At 63.6% G+C, this 19,686-nt stretch carries 17 protein-coding genes and 1 tRNA gene; 12 read left to right on the top strand and 6 right to left on the bottom strand.

Annotated features, from left to right (window positions below; all coding sequences use genetic code 11):
* Window positions 1-266: 266 nt before the first annotated feature.
* Together HMPREF0326_RS02600 and HMPREF0326_RS02595 are read left to right on the top strand one after the other, a co-directional pair.
* A complete protein-coding gene (locus tag HMPREF0326_RS02600; protein ID WP_008682643.1) occupies window positions 267-518 on the top strand; it encodes a TIGR04076 family protein in 252 nt (83 codons plus the stop codon).
* 793 nt (window positions 519-1,311) lie between these two features.
* Window positions 1,312-1,908, top strand: a complete 597-nt coding sequence (locus HMPREF0326_RS02595; protein ID WP_008682641.1) for an adenylyl-sulfate kinase — start codon at window positions 1,312-1,314, stop codon at window positions 1,906-1,908.
* 89 nt (window positions 1,909-1,997) lie between these two features.
* Here HMPREF0326_RS02595 and HMPREF0326_RS02590 read toward each other — a convergent pair.
* Window positions 1,998-2,074 (bottom strand) — tRNA-Arg (locus HMPREF0326_RS02590).
* Window positions 2,065-2,814 carry a hypothetical protein gene (locus HMPREF0326_RS17150; RefSeq protein WP_198012612.1) on the bottom strand — a complete coding sequence of 250 codons (750 nt, stop codon included), beginning with the start codon at window positions 2,812-2,814 and terminating at the stop codon, window positions 2,065-2,067. Before HMPREF0326_RS17150 ends, HMPREF0326_RS02590 begins: the two co-directional genes overlap by 10 nt.
* Here HMPREF0326_RS17150 and HMPREF0326_RS02580 point away from each other — a divergent pair.
* Both HMPREF0326_RS02580 and HMPREF0326_RS02575 read left to right on the top strand, forming a co-directional pair.
* The gene (locus HMPREF0326_RS02580) at window positions 2,813-3,385 is read left to right on the top strand and encodes a UbiX family flavin prenyltransferase (RefSeq protein WP_009303167.1); all 573 of its coding nucleotides are present in this window, start codon (window positions 2,813-2,815) and stop codon (window positions 3,383-3,385) included. The genes HMPREF0326_RS17150 and HMPREF0326_RS02580 overlap by 2 nt on opposite strands.
* A 17-nt stretch (window positions 3,386-3,402) precedes the next feature.
* The gene (locus HMPREF0326_RS02575; RefSeq protein ID WP_008682638.1) at window positions 3,403-4,089 is read left to right on the top strand and encodes a metal-dependent hydrolase; all 687 of its coding nucleotides are present in this window, start codon (window positions 3,403-3,405) and stop codon (window positions 4,087-4,089) included.
* Window positions 4,090-4,269: 180 nt separating this feature from the next.
* Here HMPREF0326_RS02575 and HMPREF0326_RS02570 read toward each other — a convergent pair whose 3' ends face one another.
* The 3 genes from HMPREF0326_RS02570 to HMPREF0326_RS02560 form a co-directional block, all read right to left on the bottom strand.
* Window positions 4,270-4,977, bottom strand: a complete 708-nt coding sequence (locus tag HMPREF0326_RS02570; RefSeq protein ID WP_008682636.1) for an OmpA/MotB family protein — start codon at window positions 4,975-4,977, stop codon at window positions 4,270-4,272.
* Between the two features lie 92 nt (window positions 4,978-5,069).
* On the bottom strand, window positions 5,070-5,918 hold the full coding sequence (gene motA, locus HMPREF0326_RS02565) for a flagellar motor stator protein MotA (RefSeq protein WP_008682633.1): 849 nt from the start codon (window positions 5,916-5,918) through the stop codon (window positions 5,070-5,072).
* A gap of 314 nt (window positions 5,919-6,232) precedes the next feature.
* Window positions 6,233-8,287, bottom strand: a complete 2,055-nt coding sequence (locus tag HMPREF0326_RS02560; RefSeq protein ID WP_008682632.1) for an AsmA family protein — start codon at window positions 8,285-8,287, stop codon at window positions 6,233-6,235.
* A gap of 115 nt (window positions 8,288-8,402) precedes the next feature.
* Here HMPREF0326_RS02560 and HMPREF0326_RS02555 point away from each other — a divergent pair, with 115 nt between their 5' ends.
* Window positions 8,403-10,013: a cobyric acid synthase gene (locus HMPREF0326_RS02555; protein ID WP_020990171.1), complete on the top strand. Its 1,611-nt coding sequence runs from the start codon at window positions 8,403-8,405 to the stop codon at window positions 10,011-10,013.
* 188 nt (window positions 10,014-10,201) lie between these two features.
* Complete coding sequence (locus tag HMPREF0326_RS02550; RefSeq protein WP_008682628.1) at window positions 10,202-11,629, top strand: DHA2 family efflux MFS transporter permease subunit; 1,428 nt, start codon at window positions 10,202-10,204, stop codon at window positions 11,627-11,629.
* 115 nt (window positions 11,630-11,744) lie between these two features.
* On the opposite strand, the gene HMPREF0326_RS02545 is transcribed toward HMPREF0326_RS02550, so the two are convergent.
* On the bottom strand, window positions 11,745-12,686 hold the full coding sequence (locus HMPREF0326_RS02545; protein ID WP_035061619.1) for a DMT family transporter: 942 nt from the start codon (window positions 12,684-12,686) through the stop codon (window positions 11,745-11,747).
* Here HMPREF0326_RS02545 and HMPREF0326_RS17145 point away from each other — a divergent pair.
* From HMPREF0326_RS17145 to HMPREF0326_RS02520, 6 genes are all read left to right on the top strand, one after another.
* Window positions 12,685-12,840 carry a hypothetical protein gene (locus HMPREF0326_RS17145; RefSeq protein WP_198012611.1) on the top strand — a complete coding sequence of 52 codons (156 nt, stop codon included), beginning with the start codon at window positions 12,685-12,687 and terminating at the stop codon, window positions 12,838-12,840. The two genes, HMPREF0326_RS02545 and HMPREF0326_RS17145, sit on opposite strands and share 2 nt — an antisense overlap.
* Complete coding sequence (locus HMPREF0326_RS02540) at window positions 12,837-15,632, top strand: response regulator (RefSeq protein WP_020990170.1); 2,796 nt, start codon at window positions 12,837-12,839, stop codon at window positions 15,630-15,632. Before HMPREF0326_RS17145 ends, HMPREF0326_RS02540 begins: the two co-directional genes overlap by 4 nt.
* A complete protein-coding gene (locus tag HMPREF0326_RS02535) occupies window positions 15,610-16,437 on the top strand; it encodes a glycosyltransferase family 8 protein (protein ID WP_020990169.1) in 828 nt (275 codons plus the stop codon). The genes HMPREF0326_RS02540 and HMPREF0326_RS02535 overlap by 23 nt, the downstream gene beginning before the upstream one ends.
* A gap of 185 nt (window positions 16,438-16,622) precedes the next feature.
* Window positions 16,623-17,114 carry a chemotaxis protein CheW gene (locus tag HMPREF0326_RS02530; protein ID WP_008682618.1) on the top strand — a complete coding sequence of 164 codons (492 nt, stop codon included), beginning with the start codon at window positions 16,623-16,625 and terminating at the stop codon, window positions 17,112-17,114.
* Between the two features lie 682 nt (window positions 17,115-17,796).
* Window positions 17,797-18,306 carry a hypothetical protein gene (locus HMPREF0326_RS02525; protein ID WP_008682615.1) on the top strand — a complete coding sequence of 170 codons (510 nt, stop codon included), beginning with the start codon at window positions 17,797-17,799 and terminating at the stop codon, window positions 18,304-18,306.
* A gap of 141 nt (window positions 18,307-18,447) precedes the next feature.
* On the top strand, window positions 18,448-19,593 hold the full coding sequence (locus HMPREF0326_RS02520; protein WP_020990168.1) for a DegT/DnrJ/EryC1/StrS family aminotransferase: 1,146 nt from the start codon (window positions 18,448-18,450) through the stop codon (window positions 19,591-19,593).
* Window positions 19,594-19,686: the final 93 nt, after the last annotated feature.

Raw genomic sequence — 19,686 nt, 5'->3', positions numbered from 1 at the left:
GTAAGCAGCTTCGCTGCAACGACTGAGGCAAGGGTGCACTCCAAAGCAGAATCTTCCTTGCAGGCGAACAAAAATTCTATGGCGTTAGCAGGCCCTAAGGCTCCGCTGCAATTCCGGATAGCCCGCCGGGCGCGGTGGGCGTATACTGTGGCCGGTACGAAAGGGCGCCTGCCGCTATGAAAAAAGCCGGTCTTGCCGGAAAACGGCGGGCGGTCCGCATTCGCTGCCGGGCGAATACGGACCGCCCATATGCCAAGGAGGTCTATATGGAAGAAAGCAGAATCAAAGCCGTGGTCGTCCGTTCGGGCTGCCCTCTCTACGCCGTGGGCGATGCTGTCTATTTTGACGGCCCGCTGCTGGATAAGGGCAAAAGCGGCAATTTGTGCATGATGGCGCTGAACGCCATCTTTCCCTTTGTCTATGCCGCGCGCAAAGGCGTTCTCAAGGAGACGCCCGTGCAGTGCCCGGACTGTGAGGAGCATGTGGAATTCATGCTCCAGGCGGAACCGCGCGACTGACGCGGCCCTCGCCGTTTCTTCCGTTCCCGGCGCGTTGGCCGCTCCCTCCCTTGCCATTGGGAGCGGCCATGCCGGAAATTTTTATTGCTTGGGGAAAGGTCTTGTTTGTATATTCAAACAAGACCTGAAAGCAGTTTTTGTCGTGTCGCAGTTTTTGTCAAGTTATTTTTTTCGCAATGTCGGGTTCTGGAGCAATTCACGATTGAAATGAGTGAATTACTCTGGTGGGCGCGTGAGCGGGCACCCGCGCCCAAGTGCAAGAAAGCGACCGGAGGCGGCGCCGGGCCCGTTAGCCCACGAAGGGCTTACGGGCATCGACAGCCGCGCTAAGCCGCGTTTTAGCATTGCTGTCGGTATCCGTATGACTCGAAGACTCGCCAACGGCTTCCGCGGCACGCGGGCGGCGTACCGTTCGAAATGTGTAATATATCAAACGCAAAATACTCTTGAACCGTCAGCGCGTCTCATGCGCGAATTGCTCCGCAGGGCTTTGCCTGCAACTCCCGTCATGAAATGCGAATAAAAGGGCTTTCTCGCCGCAAACGCCTATTTTACGTGTTGCATGCTCCAGAGAGGGGTGAAAGTCCGGTCTCGCCCAGGATGTATAGCGTCCGCCTGGCGCGCGGGCTGTCAAAATTTCCTTCGCTTTTTCCGAGAAACAACCGGACGGGGCGCTTTGCCGCAAAAGACAAGCATTGGCCGGTTTTTTGCATTACTGCGGAACAGATATGTACGTTCCGATCACGACGGTACGCGGCTGCATGCCGGGCCGCCACCCTAAAGCGAGGTTCGCATGATGCCTGTTATCTGGTTGCTGGGGCTCTCCGGCAGCGGCAAAACCACCCTGGGGTCACTGTTGCGCCTGTATCTGGAAACGCGGGGCCATGAGGTCGAATTCATTGACGGCGATTGCTTCCGCCGCCGCTTCGGCTTCAGCGGTTTTCGTCCCGAGGACCGCCTGCGCAATATCGACGCCATGCGTGAACACGTGCTGCAGAGGCATGCCCAGGGCAAGATCTGCATTGTGGCGGCCATCACGCCGTATGAATGCATGCGCCAGAAAAACCGCGACGAGATTCCTCTTTACCGCGAAGTCTGGGTGCGCTGCTCGCTGAACACTCTGGTGGAACGGGATACCAAGGGCTTTTATGCACGGGCCGCGCGCGGCGAGATGGATTTGCTGACCGGCGTTTCCGACGCTTTTGACGAGCCGTTGCGGGCCGATCGCGTCGTTGATACGGACCGTTTCAGCTTGGCGGAGAGTTATGTGGCTTTGCGTGACCTGGCCGAAGAGGCCCTGGCGGAAAGCCGGAACTGGCGGCGAATCAGCGAAGATCTGCCTCTGGAAAGCGTGTCGGGCGGCCCTGCGCGGACAGGATATTTTTTGTAGACATCCGCGTTTTTCGCGGGGAATCCGCAGGCCCCGCTTCAGCCCTGAAAGAAAGGCGGTCAGCTCTGTGAGCTGACCGCCTTGAATTTTGGTGCGCCCGGCGAGATTCGAACTCACGGCCTTTGGCTCCGGAGGCCAACGCTCTATCCAACTGAGCTACGAGCGCACAGGATATTCTTGATATGCTTTGTATCCGGCTCTGTCAAGGCATGCCCGCCGGTCAGGCAGGGCAGACGCATCTAAAAAGCCTTTATTCCCCGATAGATCGGGGAACGAACAAAAAGAGGCGAAGCTACCTTTACTCCGCCGGAGCGAAGCGCAGGCGGATGGCTGGTGCCGGGAGAATCCTAAAAAATAAGATTTTTGCGTGCCGGCAAGGAAAATGGCGCTTTTTGCGCGGAAACCGACCAAAAGGCGGCCCAAAGGGCCGTGCCCGTTGGCGAGCCGGGCGAGCCTTACGGGCATCGAGAGCAGAGCGTACTCAAGTACATGAGCAGCAAAAAGCGCCAGATGACGCAGCCAGCACACAAAAGGCTGGTTTTGACGGATCATCACGGCAAATAACAGGCCTGCAAAGCCTGGAATTAGATGCGTCTGCCCTGGCCGGTCAGGGCAGCCCACGCCGGACATCGCGGGCCGCATTTGCCAGCCCGCCGCTTTTATGGGAAAAAACGGATTAGAGTAATTCACGGTTGAAAAGAGTGAATTGCTCCGGCGGCCGCGTGAGTGGACTCCGCGCCCGTTAGCCCAAAAGCGTTTACGGGCATCGACAGCCGCGCTAAACCGCGTTTTAGCATTGCTGTCGGCATCCCTACGGCTCCAAGGCCCGCCAACGGCTGCCGCTTCCGCGGCACGCGGGCGGCGTAGAGTTTGCGCTGTAATGAACGGCAAGGAGAACAAAAGCATGCGCGACATTCTGGTGGGCGTCAGCGGGGCCAGCGGCATGCCTCTGGCTTTGTGCGTGTTGCGCGCTCTGGCCGCCATGCCCGGCGTGCGGACCCATTGCGTTGTCTCAGAGGGCGCGCATGCGGTTCTGCGGGCCGAGTGCGGGGCAGGGCCGGAACTGCTGACCGCCTGTGCCGACTATGTTTATGAGCCGGACAATCTGGCCGCCGGTCCGGCCAGCGGTTCCTGGTGGCACGGCGCGGAACCCGCCGCCATGCTCGTCGTGCCCTGTTCCATGGGCACGCTGGGCGCGCTGGCCTCCGGCGCCACCCGCAATCTGCTTCAGCGCGCGGGCGACGTGGCCCTCAAGGAAGGCCTGCGCCTGGTGCTGGTGACGCGTGAAAGTCCGCTTTCCGCCGTGCATCTGCGCAATATGCTGACCCTACGCGAGGCCGGGGCCGTGATCATGCCCTTTTCCCCTGGTTTTTACCTGCGTCCGCAAAGCCTGGAGGATCTGCTTCTTCAGACCAGCGGGCGGATTTTCGATCAACTGGGCCTGGCGCACTCTCTGGGGCGCTGGGCTGACGCATAATATTACGAGGCAAAACTATGAGCGAGATTACCTGGTACGGCCATTCGGCCTTCAAGATCAGCGCCCCGCAGGCGCATGTGGTTATTGATCCCTTTTTTACGCCCGCTTCCGGAGTGAACGCGGAAAGTCTGGGCCCTGTGGACATGGTGCTGGTCACCCACGACCACGGAGACCATGTGGGCGATTCCGTGAACATCTGCCGCAAAACCGGGGCCATGCTCGGGGCCATCGTGGGCACGGCGGACAAGCTGATGGAGGCAGGCGTGCCCCAGGCCCAGATCCTCAACGGCATCGGCTTCAACATGGGCGGCACCATGGAATGCAAGGGCATCAGGGCCACCATGACCCAGGCCTTCCATTCCAGCGATTCCGGAGCCCCCGCGGGCTACATTATTGAAATGCCCGACGGCCTTGTCGTCTACCACGCGGGCGACACCTGCATTTTCAGCGGCATGGAACTCTGGGGACAACTCTACCATATTGATGTGGCCCTGCTGCCCATCGGCGGCGTGTTCACCATGGACGCCCGCCAGGCGGCCATGGCCTGTAAACTGCTGGGTTGCAAGTCCGTCATTCCCATGCACTGGGGGACCTTCCCGGTGCTGGCCCAGAGCGCCGCGGACTTCCAGGCCCGGCTGGCCGAGGTCTGCCCCGCCTGCGACTGCATTGCCATGCGCCCTGGACAGAGCCTCTCGTTTGTGTAGGCAGTGAGTTTGGAACTCATCGGGCGTCAGTTGTGAATGAGAAAAAGCAAAGGACCGACAGATGTCGATCCTTTGCTTTTTCAGACGCTTAAGGAAGCACTGATTAATGAAAATTTTTGTTCTCTGCCAAGGGCGGCGAACTGCGGGCGGAGGGCAAAAAGATCATTAATCAGCGCTTCCTTAATACACGACGCTGTAGGACATCACCTCGGGCCGGTGGAAAAAAAACTCCACCCGTCGGTTAACGGCCCGGCTTTCCTCGTCGATGCCGGGCTTGAGCGGGCGCGTGTCGCCGTAGGCCACGCCGCGCAGGCGGGTGGGCTTGACGCCGTGGTCGGCCAGATAGTGCAGCACCGCTGCGGCCCGGGCGCCGGAGAGCTCCCAGGCCGAGGCATAGGGCGGCCTGGCCTCGGTACTGTCGGCATGGCCGCGCACCACCAGGTAGAGATTGTATTCCTTCAGAATCTGCAAGACGCTGCCCAGCACTTTTTCGCCTTCAGGCAGAAAATCCACGGAACCGGCCTTGAACATCACGTCGGAATTGACACGCAGCTGCACACCCACGTCGTCGGCGCTGATGCCCGAGGAACTCTGCGGCACGGCATCGGCCATGAGCATCTGTTTGATTTTCTGGGCAATGGCGTAGTGGGATTTTTCCACTTCATTGATCTTGAGATCCCTGGTGTCGATTTTATCGGTGTTCTGGATAAAGGGGTTGTTGGACACCGGCGAGGTGGAGCTGGAATCAAAGTTGCGCTCGCCGCTGAAATAGGCGGCAAGGCCGGCCCTGGTCTCCGGGGGCACCATGTTGAGCACCCAGAGCAGAAGAAAGAAGGCCATCATGGCCGTCACAAAGTCGGCGTACGCGACTTTCCAGGCGCTGCTCATAGTTTTTCCTCACGATAAAAAGCAAAAGCCGGGACGCGCCCGGCTGTGGACTCGGCTCCCGCCGACGGCGAGAAGAGCGGCCGGGCTCGGGGCTAGCCGTTTTTGAGCTTTTCTTCCATTTCCGCGAACGTGGGCCGGAACGGATAGGGAATGGTCCGGCGGCCGTATTCCACGGCGATCAGGGGGGTGGACCCGCGAATGGCGGCGGCCACGGCCTCCTTGATGGAATGATAATAAAAATGTTCCTCGGAGACAAAGTTTTCCAGCTTGGCGCCCATGGGGCCGAACAGGCCGTAACAACAGAGAATGCCGAAAAACGTGCCCACCAGGGCCGCGCCGATGTAGTGGCCCAGCACTTCCGGGGGCTCGTTGATCTTGCCCATGGCCAGCACCACGCCCAGCACGCAGGCCACGATGCCCATGCCCGGCATGGATTCGGCCATGTGGCTCACGGCATGGGCGGGCAGGATGCCTTCCTCGCGCATGGTGGCGATGTCCACGTCCATGAGGCTGTCGATGTCCGCCGGGTCGCCGGTGGTCAGGTAGACGCGCAGGGTGTCGCCGATGAAGTTGACGATCCTGGTGTCCTTGGACACGTTGGGGTATTTGCTGAAAATGGGACTGGCTTCCGGCTTTTCCACGTCGCTTTCAATACTGATGACGCCTTCGCGGTGCATCTTGGAAAACAGCGCGTAAAGCAGGGCCAGGGTTTCCAGATAGCGCGATTTGCTGGAGCCGGGGTCCGCGAACAGATGCTTCAGGCTTTTGACGATCAGGCTGAAAGTGTACTTGGTCTGGGAACCAAAGAACGCGCCCAGACCGCACCCCAGAATAATGATGAATTCCGCAGGCTGGAAAAGTACGCCCCATTCGCCGTGGGCCAGGGTGTAGCCGGTAAACACCGAGGCCGCAACGATGGCAAGACCTATTAATAAGTACATACTTTGCCGCCTGTACGCTCAATCCATGACTGTCGTCCGTCCGCGTCGGCATCCGTCGCCAACGGGACTGGGCCTGCCCTCGGTGGGCCGCTTCTCGTGCCTGATTGCGAAAAAACGTGGTTTTTCGCTGACTCCGGCGGCTATGCCGCCGCAAAACCCTAACGGGTTTTGTGTGTCTAATTTTTCCAATGAGACATTAGCATTCTCAACGGTCGGCTAAAAAAAATCTTTAGCCTCGGGCCGGGAAAAGGCAAACCCGGCTTTCCCGGAGCGGGGCCCGAAGTCCCGCGCTCGCTCCCGCAGGCCGCACGCCGCTATTTGCCGAAAAGCCCGCGCATCAGCCCGCCCGCGCCCTCAAGGCCTTTTTTCATCACGCCGCCCGCACCCTCCGCGCCGTTCCGGGTCGCGCCTCCAGCCGCCTTGCCGCCGTCCAGCAACGCGCCAGGCAGTTTTCTCGCCATATCCAGGGCGAATTTGGGGTCGACGCCGTAGGAAATATTGCTGAAGGGCCCCTTGGCCACCACGGGAATGGTCATGCCCAGGGTTTTGATGTCCGCCGTGGCGTCCAGGTATTCGCGCGGCAGGCTGGCCAGGGCCCGGCCCGAGGCGTTGAGCCCGGCGGAGCTGACCGTGATGGGCTGGGCCGTCACTTCGCCGTTGCGGGCCGTGAAAGGCACGCGCACCAGATCAAAGCGGTCGGGCACCGCGCCTTTTTTGCCGGTCAGGCCCGGCACGTTCTGAGGCAGGGCGGACATGGCCTCGAGATGCATGTTGCGCACTTCCAGCACGCCTCGGCCGTTGAGCCCGGCCAGCATGGCCTTGGCGTCCGCGCCGCGCATGCTCAGGTCCGCGTCCAGCGCTGCGACGCCGTCCACCGGACGGCCCTTGCCCAGAGCTTCCAGCAGGCCGCCCACATTGACGCCTGCGGCCGTAGCCTTGAGACTGTATGCCTTGCTCGGCAGATCGGCAACGGCCGACCCCTTGATGCTGCCGCCGCTGCCCAGGGCGCAGCTCAAGGAGGTGACGGTGTAGCGGCCTTTTTCACCCTTGAGAATAAAGGCGATGTCCGTGACGCTCAGTTTGCCCTGGCGCACTCCGGCCAGAGCCGCGCGCAGATTCACGCCGGGCCGGTTTTGCACGGATTGGGTGGACTGCGCGGAACTCCCGGACGACGCTCCGCCCTGGGCCTTGCCTTCAGCCGCTTTGCGGGACGGCGCGGCGGATGTGTCGTTTTGGGGCAGGGGCAGGTACTTGTCCAGATTGATCATACCGGTCTGGATGCCGCCGGATATGGCCAAGGGTGTGCCCAGGGCCAGGCTCAGGTCTCCGCGCACCGGAATGTCGTCCAGCTGCATGACGATCTGGCGCAGATGCAGGGTGTCGTCCGCGTATTCCAGAACGCTTTTGAAGCTCAGCACGTCGTTGTCCGAGGGCTTGAGCGTCTGCCCGGTCAGGGCGGCCAGCTTGCGCGGCGAACCTTCCAGGCTCACGGTGCCCTTGAAGGCCTGGGGCGTCAGGGTGGCCTCGCCGCCGAGGGTCAGGCGGGCCTGGGGCGTGCTCAGTCGGGCCGTGGCCAGGCGCAGGCTTTGGGTCTGGAGATTGAGCGCCCCCTCGCAGACCAGTTGCGCGGGCCCGGCCTCCTTGGGCAACAGGCCGCCCAGAGGCGTGACGGTCAGGGAAATCTGGCGGAAGGTCAGATGCGGCGCGTAATAGCGCAGCTTGGCGTCCAGGGCCAGATTGCCGGCCAGGATGGCCTTTTGGTCCTCTTTGAGATCAAAGGAAAAATCGCACTGCATGCCGGCTTCTTCGCGACGGCGCAGATTTTCCACGGAAAGATTGAGGTCCTTGATCTCCAGATGAACGCCCCGGGCGTCCACATAGCGCACTTCGCCCTGGCGCACCACCAGGCGCATCAGTTCCACGGGCAGCTCATCGGAAGGCGCGACGGCTCCGGTCTGGGCGCCGGAAACGGGGGGAGCGGCGGGAGCGGCCGCCGGCGCATCTTGTCCGGACACGGCCTTGCCCTCGCGCACTTCCAGCACGGGATTGTCCAGGCGCACCTCGCGCACCACCAGGTTGCCGGAGAGCAGCGGGGCCAGTTCCAGCTCCACCATGCCGCTTTTGACGGACACGGCAAGGCCCTGGCCGTCCTTGATCTCACCCCAACCGGCCTGCCCGAATTTCACGCCGGGCGGCAGCAGGGACAGGCTCGGCGCGCTGGCGAAGACCAGAGGTTTGCCGGTGGCCTTGGCCGTGGCGTCGGCGATCTGATTGACCACGAATTGCGTGTCGATGCGGCCGAGCAGGATGGCCCCGGCCACGCCCAGCACGATCACGATGCCCAGAATCCAGAGCAGAACACGTTTCATGCGGCCTCCGTGCAGAGGTTGCGATCTGTTCTTACGACTTTCTTTATATAAAGGATGCGGCAAGAGCCTGCAAGTTTTCTTGCTCCCGCCCGCGCATGCGGGTAAGGAAAGAGGCATGCGACCCTCTTTTTGCGCGCCGGATGCGGCTCCGGCACCCGTCTCGGCCAAAGCCGCCGTGCCGGCCCTGATGTTCCAGGGCACCTGCTCCAACGCGGGCAAAAGCCTGCTCGCCGCCGCCGTCTGCCGCCTGCTGGCCCGCCGTGGGCTGAGAGTGGCGCCTTTCAAGGCCCAGAACATGGCCCTCAATTCCTTTGTGACCGAACAGGGCGAGGAAATGGGCCGGGCCCAGGCCCTGCAGGCCGTGGCCTGCGGCCTGCCCGCCGACGTGCGCATGAATCCGGTGCTGCTCAAACCCACTTCCCATGTGGGTTCCCAGGTCATTGTGCTGGGCCGTCCCGTGGGCCAGATGCGGGTGGGCGCGTATCTGCGTTACAAGCCCGAGGCCTGGAAGGCCGTGCGCCGCGCCTACCGCGAGCTGTCCTCGGGCATGGACGTCATGGTTCTGGAGGGCGCGGGCAGCCCGGCGGAAATCAATCTCAGGGCTCACGACATCGTGAACATGCGCATGGCCCGCCATGCCGAGGCGCGTGTGCTGCTGGTGGCGGACATCGACCGGGGCGGGGCCTTTGCCTCCCTGGTGGGCACCATGAGCCTGCTGGGCCGGGCCGACCGGGCGCGCGTGGCCGGGTATGTGCTGAACAAGTTCCGGGGCGACGCCTCCCTGCTGGACCCGGCCCTGGAGGCGGTGAGCCGCCGGACGCGCCGTCCTTTTCTGGGCGTGGTGCCCATGCTCGAGGATCTGCGCCTGCCGGAGGAGGATTCCGTCAGCTTCAAGCTGGGGATCACGCCGGGCCTGGACGCGGCGGACGGGGACAGGCCCGCTGCGCCGGACTGCCTGGATATCGCCCTGGTGGACCTGCCCCATATCAGCAACTTCACCGACCTGGACGCCCTGCGGGCCGAGGCGGACGTGCGCCTGCGCATTGTGCGGCACGCCGACGAGCTGGGCGCGCCGGATGCCGTGATTCTGCCGGGCAGCAAGAACAGCATTGCGGACATGCGTTTTCTGCGCCGGGCGGGCTTGGCGGAGGCTCTGCGCGGCTATGCGGAGCCTTGCCGGAGCCGGGGGGCGCTGGTCGGCATTTGCGGCGGCTTGCAGATGCTGGGGCAAAATATTGCCGACCCGCTGGGCCTGGAGGAGGGCGGTCTGGAGCCGGGCCTGAACCTGTTGCCGCTGAGCACGGAACTGGGCGGCGCGAAACTGTTGCGCCGGACTGTCGGCCGGGCTCTGGCCGCGCTGGCCGGAGATGAGCTGGTGGTGCGGGGCTATGAAATCCACCACGGGCGCAGCGTCCCGGCGGAAGAGCGTCCCGGCGGAGCGGGCGGGATGCCGCTGACGCCGGTCATGACGGACGAGGCCGGGCGGACGCTGGGCTGGGGCCTGCCCGGCGCCGACGGCACGGTGCGGGTCTGGGGCACCTACCTGCACGGGGTTTTCGATGCGGACGCCTTCCGCCATGCTTTTCTGAACCGGCTGCGCCGGGAGCGGGGCCTTGCGCCGCGCACCGGGGTCGCCTACAGCCTGGGGCCGGAGCTGGACCGCCTGGCCGACGCGGTGGAGGCGAATCTGGATATGTCGGCCATTTACGCCATGCTGGGGCTGTAGCCGCGCACCGCCGTGAGCTCCGGCGGAAGCCCGGCCTGCCGCGGTCCCGGAGCAAATAAACGCTGATGACGCTGACCCGCCGCAAGGATTTGCTTGCAAATCCTTGCGGCGGGGTGCTCTAATGGCGTTCAGCAGGGCGTTCGTGTTTGTCTCAGATACCGGGGGCCTGTAATGGGCGGAGACAGCGTATGAGAATTTCCCCCGGCGGCATGGCCGGTTTGCCCCTGATCGCGGCCGCGGCCTTTTTCATGCAGGCTCTGGATGCCACTATCCTGAACACCGCCTTGCCGGCCATTGCCGAAAGCCTCGGCGAGTCGCCCCTGGCCATGCAGATGACCGTGGTCGGTTACACCCTGACCGTGGCCCTGTTGATCCCCGCGAGCGGCTGGTTCGCGGACCGCTTCGGCACCCGCAACGTCTTTCTGTTCGCGGTGGCCCTCTTCGTGTTGGGGTCCCTTTCCTGCGCCCTGTCCGGCAGCCTGCGCATGCTGGTGCTTTCGCGCGTGATCCAGGGCATCGGCGGGGCCATGATGATGCCCGTGGCCCGGCTGGCCGTGTTGCGGGCCTTTCCGCGCGAGAAGCTGGTGGCCGTGCTCAACTTCATCAGCATTCCGGGACTGGTGGGGCCGGTGGTCGGACCGCTGCTGGGCGGCGCTCTGGTGACCTATGCCGGGTGGCACTGGATTTTTCTGATCAACATCCCGGTGGGCCTGGCGGGCATGCTTTATGCCTGGCGGATTATGCCCCAGTTCACAGGGCCGCACGGGCCGTTTGATTTCACGGGGTTCGCTTTTTTCGGTCTCGGGCTGGCCCTGTTTTCCGGCGGCCTGGAGCTTTTCGGTGGCCGCGCGGAGTCAAAAGGCCTGGCTCCCTTTCTGCTGCTCGCCGGTGTGGCGCTTCTGACGCTGTACGCCCGGCACGCCAGGCGCAACCAGGCTCCCCTGATCCGCCTGGGCGTTTTTCGCATCCACACCTTCCGCGTGGGCATCGCGGGCAATGTGGTTTCCAGGCTGGGCACGGGCTGCATGCCCTATCTCATGCCGCTCATGCTCCAGGTGGGGCTGGGCCACCCGGCTCTGACCGCCGGTATGATGATGGCCCCCATGGCCCTGGGCTCCCTCACGGCCAAAACATTTGCCGTGCGCGTGCTGCGCCGCTTCGGCTACCGCAACACCCTGGTGGGGGTCACCGCCTGCATCGGCCTGATGATCGCCCAGTTCTCACTCCAGACCCCCTCGCTGCCCCTCTGGATGCTGATCCTGCCCATGATCCTGCTGGGCATGGCCATGTCCACGCAGTTCACGGCCATGAACAGCATCACCCTGGGGGATCTCGCCCAGGAACATGTCAGTACCGGTAACAGCCTGCTCGCCGTCACCCAGCAGCTTTCGATCAGCTTCGGCGTGGCCAGCAGCACGGCGGTGCTGCGCTTGTTCAACGCCCTTGCGCCGGGGTCGCTGCTGGACCATTTTCATGAAACCTTTCTCACGATCGGCGGCGTCACCCTGCTGGCCTCCCTGGTTTTTCTGTTCCTGCGCCGCGGCGACGGCGACGCGCTGCTTCCCGGCCGGGGGGAGCGCCGCGCATCCTCCGGGAAGCAGCGTTCTTCGCGGTAAAGGCGGTGCTGATATCGAGAGGTTGAAAAAAGGAGTCCGCAAGTCCGAAGAAGCCGGGAGGCGGCCGGAGCCGGGCAACGCTGAAAAAAAGCCGAATCGCGCAACGGGTCCGCCGCTATTTTTTGCAGGGTTCTTTCGCGTGCGTATTTCCTCGCCACTGGCTGAGCAGCACCCCGGCGATGACCAGGACCGAGGCCAGGTACTGCGAGGGCAGAAAGACCTCGTGCAGCAGGCTCACGCCGAACAGCAGGGTAAAGACCGGGATCAGGTTGGTATAGGCTGCGGCCTGCCCGGCGCAGAGCCGGTTGACCCCGAAATTGTACAACCCGTAGCCGCCGAAGGTCACGCAGCCGCCGAGATAGAGCACGCTGGCCCAGGGAGCCCAGGCGGGCAGTTCCAGGCCCAGGGAAATGGGGCGGCTCGTTTCCGGCAGAAAAAGCAGCAGCAGGCAGAAGAAAAGCATGCCCAGGCCGGATTGCGCGGCGGTGATCTGCATGGGATTGTAGAGCGGGGAAAGCCGCCGGGCGATGACTGTGTAAAAGGCGGCGCAGAGCATGGCCAGAGCTTCCAGGGCATTGCCCAGCATGGGGTCGGCCGCGTTGTCCGCGGGCGCGGCGGCCAGGGAAAGCCAGACCACGCCGCCCACGGCCAGGGCAAAGCCCAGCCAGACCCGTCCGCTTATCCGTTCGCCCAGGGCGACCCAGGCCACGCCGGCCACGATCAGAGGCAGAAGAGAGACCACCATGCCCGCCTGGGAGGCTGTGGTCAGCCGCAGGGCGTGGGTTTCGAACAGAAAATAGCAGCAGGGTTCGCAGAAGCCCATCAGCAGCAGGGCCCCCAGGTGGCCGTGGCGGCGTAGGTCCCGGAACAGGCGGGGCCAGAGGGGGGCGAAGACCAGGCTTGCCACCAGCATGCGTCCGGCCATGGCCTGCAGGGGCGTGAGGCCGGAAAGCGCGATGCGCAGCGCCACGTAGGAAGTGCTCCAGACGCACATGGCCGTGAGCAGGGCCAGGTGGGGGACAAGGCGGGAAAAGGGGCGTGGGGCGGAAGCTGCCATGGCGTCACCGCGCCCGGCGTCGCGCCGGGCTGCCATTGCCGCGTCCGGCAATGGGTTGGAAGATGATTTTTCCGGCAGCCTATGGTACTACGGCAACAACATCAAGAAGGCCGCCGAGGCCGCGCCCCTGAGGTGCGTGGGAGTGAAGGCATGACGATCCGGGCCATTATTAAAACCTCCAACCTGGTGCAACTGGGTCTGGTGCTCCTGCTGGGGGTCTGTTTTTTCTGGCTCGGACGCGACTTGCGGGAAGTCAACGGCCTGCTGCACAATTTCTATCGCATAGACGCGCTGCTCAGCGAGCTGGGGGTCGGCGCGGCCGACAAATACCGTCTGGCCCTGGACTACGTCAGCGCGCCCAATGAGAGTCGGCTGGAGGAATGGCAGACTCTTCTCCTGGCCGAGCGCGGCGCTGTCGGGCGTCCGTCGGGCTCATTTCTCAAAGGGGAGGGCGGGCGTTCCCTGCAGGAGATCGCGAACAGCCTTGATCTGGACAAAGAGGAAAGAAGCCTGCTCCAGTTCTGCCTGGAGCAGAACGAGCTGCTGAATCGCCTGACCGAAATCGCCGTGATGCGGGCGCGCGGCCTGTACCCCGACGCGCAGGGCGGATTTTCCATTCAGGGCGACCGCCAACCCAAACAGGCCCTGCAATGGGTCTACGACACCAAGCTGGCGCGCATTCCGGACAAAATCAGCAATGCCGGGCGGCAGTTGCGCGCCCACCTCTATCAGGATTTTCTGGCGCATATGTCCGCGCAGAAGCGTTCCCTGTGGTGGATGCTCGGCTTGGCTATCGTCGGCCTGGTCCTGCTGGCGGTCAATGTGGCGGTCGGCATGCTTGTTTTCCACAAGCGGGTGGCCCGGCCCCTGGGCCTGGTGGGCCGTTATGCCGAGGACGTGGCCGCGGGCAACGATCCCGCGCCCCTGCGCCTGAAATACGGCGACGAGCTGGCGGGCATGTTCGACTCCCTGCAAAAGATGAAGGGCGCGCTGCTTCTGCGCATCCAGGAGTTGAAGACGGCGGAGGCGGCGGCGCACGCCAGCCGGAAACAGGCCCTGCAGGCCAGGGCCCAGGCGCTTTCCTCCCTGCGGATAGCCCAGAAGGCCTCCGGCGTGCAGGAGGATTTTCTGCGCCGGATCAGCCACGAAGTCCGCACGCCCATGAACGCCATCATCGGCATGAGTTATCTCTGCCTGCAGACCGAGTTGAGTCCTGGCCAGCGCAAGTATCTCTCCCAGATCAACAAATCCGGCAGCGTGCTGCTGGACATGTTCAACCGCATTCTGGACTTCGCCAGCGTGGACGAAGGCAGCCTGCGGCCGGAACACACGCTCTTTCCCCTGGGCCGTTTTCTGGACCTGCTGCGCCAGAGCGTGGCCGCCCAGGCCGCCGAAAAAAAATTGTCCCTGGCGCTGCATGCGGCGCCGGGCCTGCCCGCGCGCCTGCTCGGCGACGAGCGGCATCTGGAGGAAGTGCTGCGCATCCTCTTGGACAATGCCGTGCAGTACACGGCGGAAGGCGGGGTGGAGCTGAGCGTGGCCCCGCTGCCGGACGCGGCCGCGGGCAAAACGCGCCTGCGTTTCTGCGTGGCGGACAGCGGGCCCGGCATCAGCGGGGAAAACCAGGCCAAATTGTTCGAGCCCTTTGTGCCCGGCGACATGTCCATGACCCGTTCCGGCAGCGGCCTGGGACTGGGCTTGGCGCTGGCCCGCCACCTGGTCAAGCTGATGGGCGGCGAGATCACGGTGGACAGCGCGCCGGGCCGAGGCAGCCGCTTGAGCTTTGACCTGGAGTTCGATTTGCCGCCGGATGTGGGAGAGGATGATCCCCTGCCTGTTCCGGACGGCGGGGAGCGGGACGCGGGAGCCGTGCCGCCGGTGCTGGTGGTGGACGACAACGAGATCAACCGCCAGATCGCCAAGGAATTGCTGGAACAGGCCGGGCTTGCGGTGACCGTGGTCGGGAACGGGCGCGAAGCCGTGGAATACGTGCGGCGGCAGCCCGTGTCCCTGGTGCTCATGGACGTGCAGATGCCGGTTATGGACGGCCTTGAAGCCACCTGCCGGATCCGTGAACTGGGCCGCTCCCCGGAGGAACTGCCCATTCTGGCCATGACGGCCCATGCCGACAAGGGCTCGCGCATGGACGGCAAGAGCGTGGGCATGAACGACTATCTGACCAAACCCGTGAATCCGGCGGAACTGTATGCGGCCCTTGAGGAGTGGCTGCCCGGCGGGCTGGCCCGCAATCCCGTGCGGGAGGCCGCCGGGCACACGTCGGAGGAGGCGGGCGTCGCGGCGACGCCCGCGCCTGTCCCCGACGGGGACAGGCAGGCCGTCAACATCAAGGCGGGCCTGGCCACGGTGGGCGGCAATGAAAAGCTGTACAACGAGCTGCTGCTCCGTTTTGTGGAGCACTACGGCCAAAGCGCCCCGCAGTTGCGCGATCTGCTGGCCCGCTATGACTATCGCGGCGCGGCGCGCCTGGCGCACACGGTCAAGGGCGTGGCCGCCAACCTGGGCGTGGAGCGGGTCACGGAACTGACCAGGCAAATGGAGGCCTCCCTGCCCGGCGTGCAGCCCGACGAAGACCTGCTGCGCCGTTTTGAAGCGGCCATGGACGAGGCCTTGGGGAGCATCCGTTTGCTCCAGAGCCACAGCCGCCTGGCCGCCACGGCGGGCGACCTGCGTCTGGCCGAAGAGCACAAGCGTGCGTTGCTGCGCCTGCTTGAGGAATTGCCGCAGGGCATGGAAACGGACTGGGGCGGCGTGGAAAGCGCGCTGGAAGCCTTCATCCCCCTGGTGGAAGGCACGCCCTACGCCGAAGACCTGGCCGGGGTGCTGGCGGCGGTCAATGATTTCAACCCGGCGGACCTGGCCGATCGTGTCGAGCGGCTGCGCCGACACCTACGCGGAGAGGAAGATGAAAGTCGTCTTCTGCATTGACGACAATCCGCGCTATCTGTTGCTGCTCAAGGTGGCCGTGCGTTCCCTGCGCGCCCTGCACGGGCCCGACGCGCCTTGTCTCTGCGTCTATGCCGGGGACAAGCCGGAGGTGCTTGAGGGCGTGACCCGCGAAGGCATCCCGCTGGCGCGCTACCGGCCCCGCCTCAGCCGCGACCTGTTGCCGCCGGAAACCCATGCCAACATCGGCTGCTTTCTAAAGCTGGAGCTGGCCCTGGTGCCGGAACTGGCCGGGGATGAAGCCGTGCTGTACTGCGACGCGGACATGCTGTTCCAGCGTCCCTTGGACGCGCTTTTCAACGGCCCGCTGCCGTCGTACATGGGCATGGCCCGCGAAAAAACGGCCCCGTTTTATCATGAGTATGAAAGCCTTGCCTATGAGTTTCGGGAACAGCGCTATACCGTGCCCATGCCTTTTCCCATCTGGACGTTTTCCAGCGGCGTGGTGCTGTTCAACCTGGCGCGTCTGCGGCGGCGCGACCTGATCGGGCATTTTCTGGCTTTTTCCCTTCAGAATGTGGGCCGCATCGGCAACCTGGACCAGTCCCTGCTGAACTATTTTTTCGGCAAGCGCGTCACCCGCCTGGAGGACCGCTGGAATTGCCCGCCCTATCAGGCCGACTGCCTGGACGCGGGGCATATCGTGCATTTCCACGGCCCCAAGCCCTGGGATGTCCGCAGCGCCTGGGCCGAGGATCTGCGCGTCAACCATTTTGAAGCCATGCGCCGCGTCTGGCTGGGCTATCTCAGCGAGGCGGAGCGCGCGCAGGCCGAAGCCTGGGGTTAAAGCAGCAGGCCTCAAGTATTTTTCACAGCAGCCGATAAGGATTGTCGGCGAGTCAGCTCAAGCAAGAGCACCGGGGCGGACAAACGGACAAGGTGAGGGCGGCCATGCCGCCGCGATCCGGACCGCTCCGCTGTACCGCACATGACAGGCGGCGTGTCCCGGACAGCCCCTGAGGAGGTTTTGCCATGAGTCAGATTATAGAAGATATGAAAAGCCAGGGACACGACGAGCACGACGGCGACCTGATCCAGCTGGTCACTTTCCGCATCGGCGAAGAGGAATTCGGCGTGGATATCCTGGCCGTGCAGGAAATCATCCGCCTGATGCAGATTACCATGGTGCCGCGCGCTCCGGCCTTCATCGAGGGCGTCATCAACCTGCGCGGCAAGGTCATCCCGGTCATCAGCATGCGCACGCGCTTCAACATGCCCGTCCTTGAGCACGACAGCAACACCCGCATCGTGGTCATGGAACTGGGGCAGAAGATCGTGGGCTTCCTGGTGGACGGTGTTTCCGAGGTGCTGCGCATTCCGGCGGGCACGGTCGAGGACCCGCCGCCGGTGGTGGCGGGCATCGGTTCCGAATATATCCGGGGCATCGGCAAGCTGGACGACCGCCTGCTCATTCTGCTGGATCTGGACAATCTGCTCAGCGATATTGATCTCAGCGCGACGTAGGGCGGGTTCGGGGCGGGGCGTGTGACGCGCCTCTGGTGATGGTTTTTTTGGGGGGGCTTGCTGCCCAAGCGGTATGCATAGTGCCCTTCGGACACGGCTTTTTTCGCCTGAACGGCGGTGGGCCGCCTGCGCGGTCCCCTGCCGCGCGCCGCGCAGGCGGCCCAAACGTCGGGAGGCGTAAGGCCTCTGTGCCCGCAGGGCAGCGAGAAACGTCATCTGTGCGACAAGCCCCCCCCAAAAAAAATCCCCACCCGCATCCTAGTGTCTGATTGCAAAAATTGAGAGCATAACTATGCCCACAATTTTCGCAGGATCATCCACGAAAAAACATGGTTTTTCGCGGGCTCATGGCGGCTTCACCGCCGTAAAACCCTACGGGTTTTATGTGTCTAATTTTTTAAATTAGACACCAGGCGGGGAATCCTTGACTGCCGCCCTGAAATATGTTGCCCTCCCCACAGGTGCCTAAGAACACCTTCCGTAGACGGTTTCCCACCCCGACAGCTTGTGGGTTTTCTTGCGTCTTGCCTCCGGCGGGGCGCGCCTTCCCGCGTTATCGTTCCGGGTGTGGGCGAAATACAAGACCGGCTTGCCGGGAAATAGTCCGCTGCTCTACGGCAGTTCTTAGCACCCGGAGCTTTTCATTCTGAAGGCTCCAATAAGAAAGCCGTAGAGGTGCCTGATGTCCGATCCTTCTCTGAACGCTCAGCGTTCACAGCCCCGACCCATCCCGCCCGCCGCTTCTCCAGATTTTTCCCATTGCGCCGCATTGGCCGAAACGCTGCAACAGACGGCGCGGGCCTTGCTGGCCTTCGCGGCCGGAAAAGAGCCGGAACCGGCGGAATGCGCCGTGCCGGATGCTTCTCTCGTCAATCCCGGCGCCCCGGCCAAAGAGGTGCCGCATGAATTGCGCTGCTACCGCGTGCCGTCGTATATGCTGAAATATGAAGAGGAGATGCTTGACGCGCACAGGGCAAAGGATCTGTCCGGACTGCTCGGCAAGGTGTATGACAATCTCTATGTCACGGCATATCTCATGGAACATTTCGGCGAAGCGGAAGATCTCGACGGCTTCACCATCCACTTGATCGGCAGCAGCCTGCAATCTTCGCTGCATGTGCTGAGCAAGGTTTGTTCCGTGTTCGCGGATTTCAGGCCTGCGAATCCGCCGGAAACAGCCCCGGCGCTGTAAGAGGGAAAATGGACCGGGGCGGTGGCCTTTGCCGCCGCCGTCCCGGTCCGGCGCTTGCTCCGGGCGGCGATAGGGGCTATTATAAAAATTCTCCGGGCGCATGCCGCGTCCGGAGAATTTTTGCAATCCGCGGAGGGGCCCATGGCCTTGCGTCTTTCGCGTTCCATTGTGGGTGAAGCCGAGGCCCGCGCCGTCAGCCGGGTCATTCTGGAAGACGGCTATCTGGGCATAGGCAATGAGACCCGTTTGTTTGAAGAGGAGCTCGCCGCGTATCTCGGCGTGACCCCGCAACAGGTCATCACCACGAATACGGGCACGGCGGCCCTGCACCTGGCCGTGGATGCCGTGGCTTCCCAGTGCCGCGTCACGGGCGGCAAGGCTGAAGTGCTGGTGCCCTCGTTGACCTTTGTGGCCTCCTTCCAGGCCGTCACGGCGGCGGGCTGCGTGCCCGTGGCCTGCGACGTGCTGCCCGAAACCGGCACCCTGGATCTTCGCGACGCGGAAAAGCGCCTCACCCCCCGCACCATCGCCGTCATGCCCGTGGACTACGCCAGCAACCCCTGGCATCTGGACGAGGTCTACGACTTTGCCCGGCGCAAGGGTCTGCGCGTGGTGGAGGACGCGGCCCACGCCTTCGGCTGCCGCCATCACGGGCGCAGGATCGGCTCGTTCGGGGACATGGTCTGCTTCAGCTTTGACGGCATCAAAAACATCACCTCCGGCGAGGGCGGCTGCCTGGTGGCCTTTGACGCCGAGGCCGCGCGCCTGGCTTCGGACGCGCGCCTGCTTTCGGTGGAAAATGACGCCCAGAAGCGCTTTGCCGGTATCCGTTCCTGGGACCCGGACGTCAAACGCCAGGGCTGGCGCTACCACATGAGCAATCTCATGGCCGCCATCGGCAGGGTGCAGCTTTCCCGCCTGGACGGCGAATTCATTCCGGTCCGGCGGGCATTGGCCGCCATCTATGCCGAGCGCCTGGCGGACCTGCCCGGCCTGGCCCTGCTGCGCACCGACCCGGAAGATTTCATCGTGCCGCACATTATGCCCGCGCGCATCTTGAACGGCCGCAAGGACGCGGTCAAGGACGCCCTGGCCCGGGAGGGCATTCCCACTGGCGTGCATTACAAGCCCAACCATCTGCTGAGCTTTTTCGGCGCCGGGGCCGTGCGCCTGCCGGTCACCGAGCAATTGTACGCGGAACTGGTGACCCTGCCCCTGCATCCGGGCCTGAGCCGGGAGGATGTGGAAAAAGTCTGCGCGGCCCTGTCCCGCGCCGTGGCGGCCTAGAGCGTTTTGATATTGAAAATATCTCAACGCGCTAGGCGGATTTTCATGGAAAATCCGCACCGCGAAAGTATCGCAAGGCGAATTTACTTCGCC

The organism is Desulfovibrio sp. 3_1_syn3, assembly GCF_000145315.2.
GTDB classification, from domain to species: Bacteria; Desulfobacterota; Desulfovibrionia; order Desulfovibrionales; family Desulfovibrionaceae; genus Desulfovibrio; species Desulfovibrio fairfieldensis.
Note: the sequence above shows the minus strand (reverse complement) of the source record. Positions and strands in the feature narration are given on the sequence as shown.

What these genes read in the sequence shown, in the direction of transcription:
- HMPREF0326_RS02580 (WP_009303167.1), top strand. Translation starts at nt 2,813, where the DNA reads ATGCGCGACATTCTGGTGGGCGTCAGCGGGGCCAGCGGCATGCCTCTG.
- HMPREF0326_RS02520 (WP_020990168.1), top strand. Translation starts at nt 18,448, where the DNA reads ATGGCCTTGCGTCTTTCGCGTTCCATTGTGGGTGAAGCCGAGGCCCGC.
- motA (WP_008682633.1), bottom strand. Translation starts at nt 5,918, where the DNA reads ATGTACTTATTAATAGGTCTTGCCATCGTTGCGGCCTCGGTGTTTACC.
- HMPREF0326_RS02555 (WP_020990171.1), top strand. Translation starts at nt 8,403, where the DNA reads ATGCGACCCTCTTTTTGCGCGCCGGATGCGGCTCCGGCACCCGTCTCG.
- HMPREF0326_RS02525 (WP_008682615.1), top strand. Translation starts at nt 17,797, where the DNA reads ATGTCCGATCCTTCTCTGAACGCTCAGCGTTCACAGCCCCGACCCATC.
- HMPREF0326_RS02540 (WP_020990170.1), top strand. Translation starts at nt 12,837, where the DNA reads ATGACGATCCGGGCCATTATTAAAACCTCCAACCTGGTGCAACTGGGT.
- HMPREF0326_RS02570 (WP_008682636.1), bottom strand. Translation starts at nt 4,977, where the DNA reads ATGAGCAGCGCCTGGAAAGTCGCGTACGCCGACTTTGTGACGGCCATG.
- HMPREF0326_RS17145 (WP_198012611.1), top strand. Translation starts at nt 12,685, where the DNA reads ATGGCGTCACCGCGCCCGGCGTCGCGCCGGGCTGCCATTGCCGCGTCC.
- HMPREF0326_RS02575 (WP_008682638.1), top strand. Translation starts at nt 3,403, where the DNA reads ATGAGCGAGATTACCTGGTACGGCCATTCGGCCTTCAAGATCAGCGCC.
- HMPREF0326_RS02530 (WP_008682618.1), top strand. Translation starts at nt 16,623, where the DNA reads ATGAGTCAGATTATAGAAGATATGAAAAGCCAGGGACACGACGAGCAC.
- HMPREF0326_RS02600 (WP_008682643.1), top strand. Translation starts at nt 267, where the DNA reads ATGGAAGAAAGCAGAATCAAAGCCGTGGTCGTCCGTTCGGGCTGCCCT.
- HMPREF0326_RS02595 (WP_008682641.1), top strand. Translation starts at nt 1,312, where the DNA reads ATGATGCCTGTTATCTGGTTGCTGGGGCTCTCCGGCAGCGGCAAAACC.
- HMPREF0326_RS02550 (WP_008682628.1), top strand. Translation starts at nt 10,202, where the DNA reads ATGAGAATTTCCCCCGGCGGCATGGCCGGTTTGCCCCTGATCGCGGCC.
- HMPREF0326_RS02560 (WP_008682632.1), bottom strand. Translation starts at nt 8,287, where the DNA reads ATGAAACGTGTTCTGCTCTGGATTCTGGGCATCGTGATCGTGCTGGGC.
- HMPREF0326_RS02545 (WP_035061619.1), bottom strand. Translation starts at nt 12,686, where the DNA reads ATGGCAGCTTCCGCCCCACGCCCCTTTTCCCGCCTTGTCCCCCACCTG.
- HMPREF0326_RS02535 (WP_020990169.1), top strand. Translation starts at nt 15,610, where the DNA reads ATGAAAGTCGTCTTCTGCATTGACGACAATCCGCGCTATCTGTTGCTG.
- HMPREF0326_RS17150 (WP_198012612.1), bottom strand. Translation starts at nt 2,814, where the DNA reads ATGCTTTTGTTCTCCTTGCCGTTCATTACAGCGCAAACTCTACGCCGC.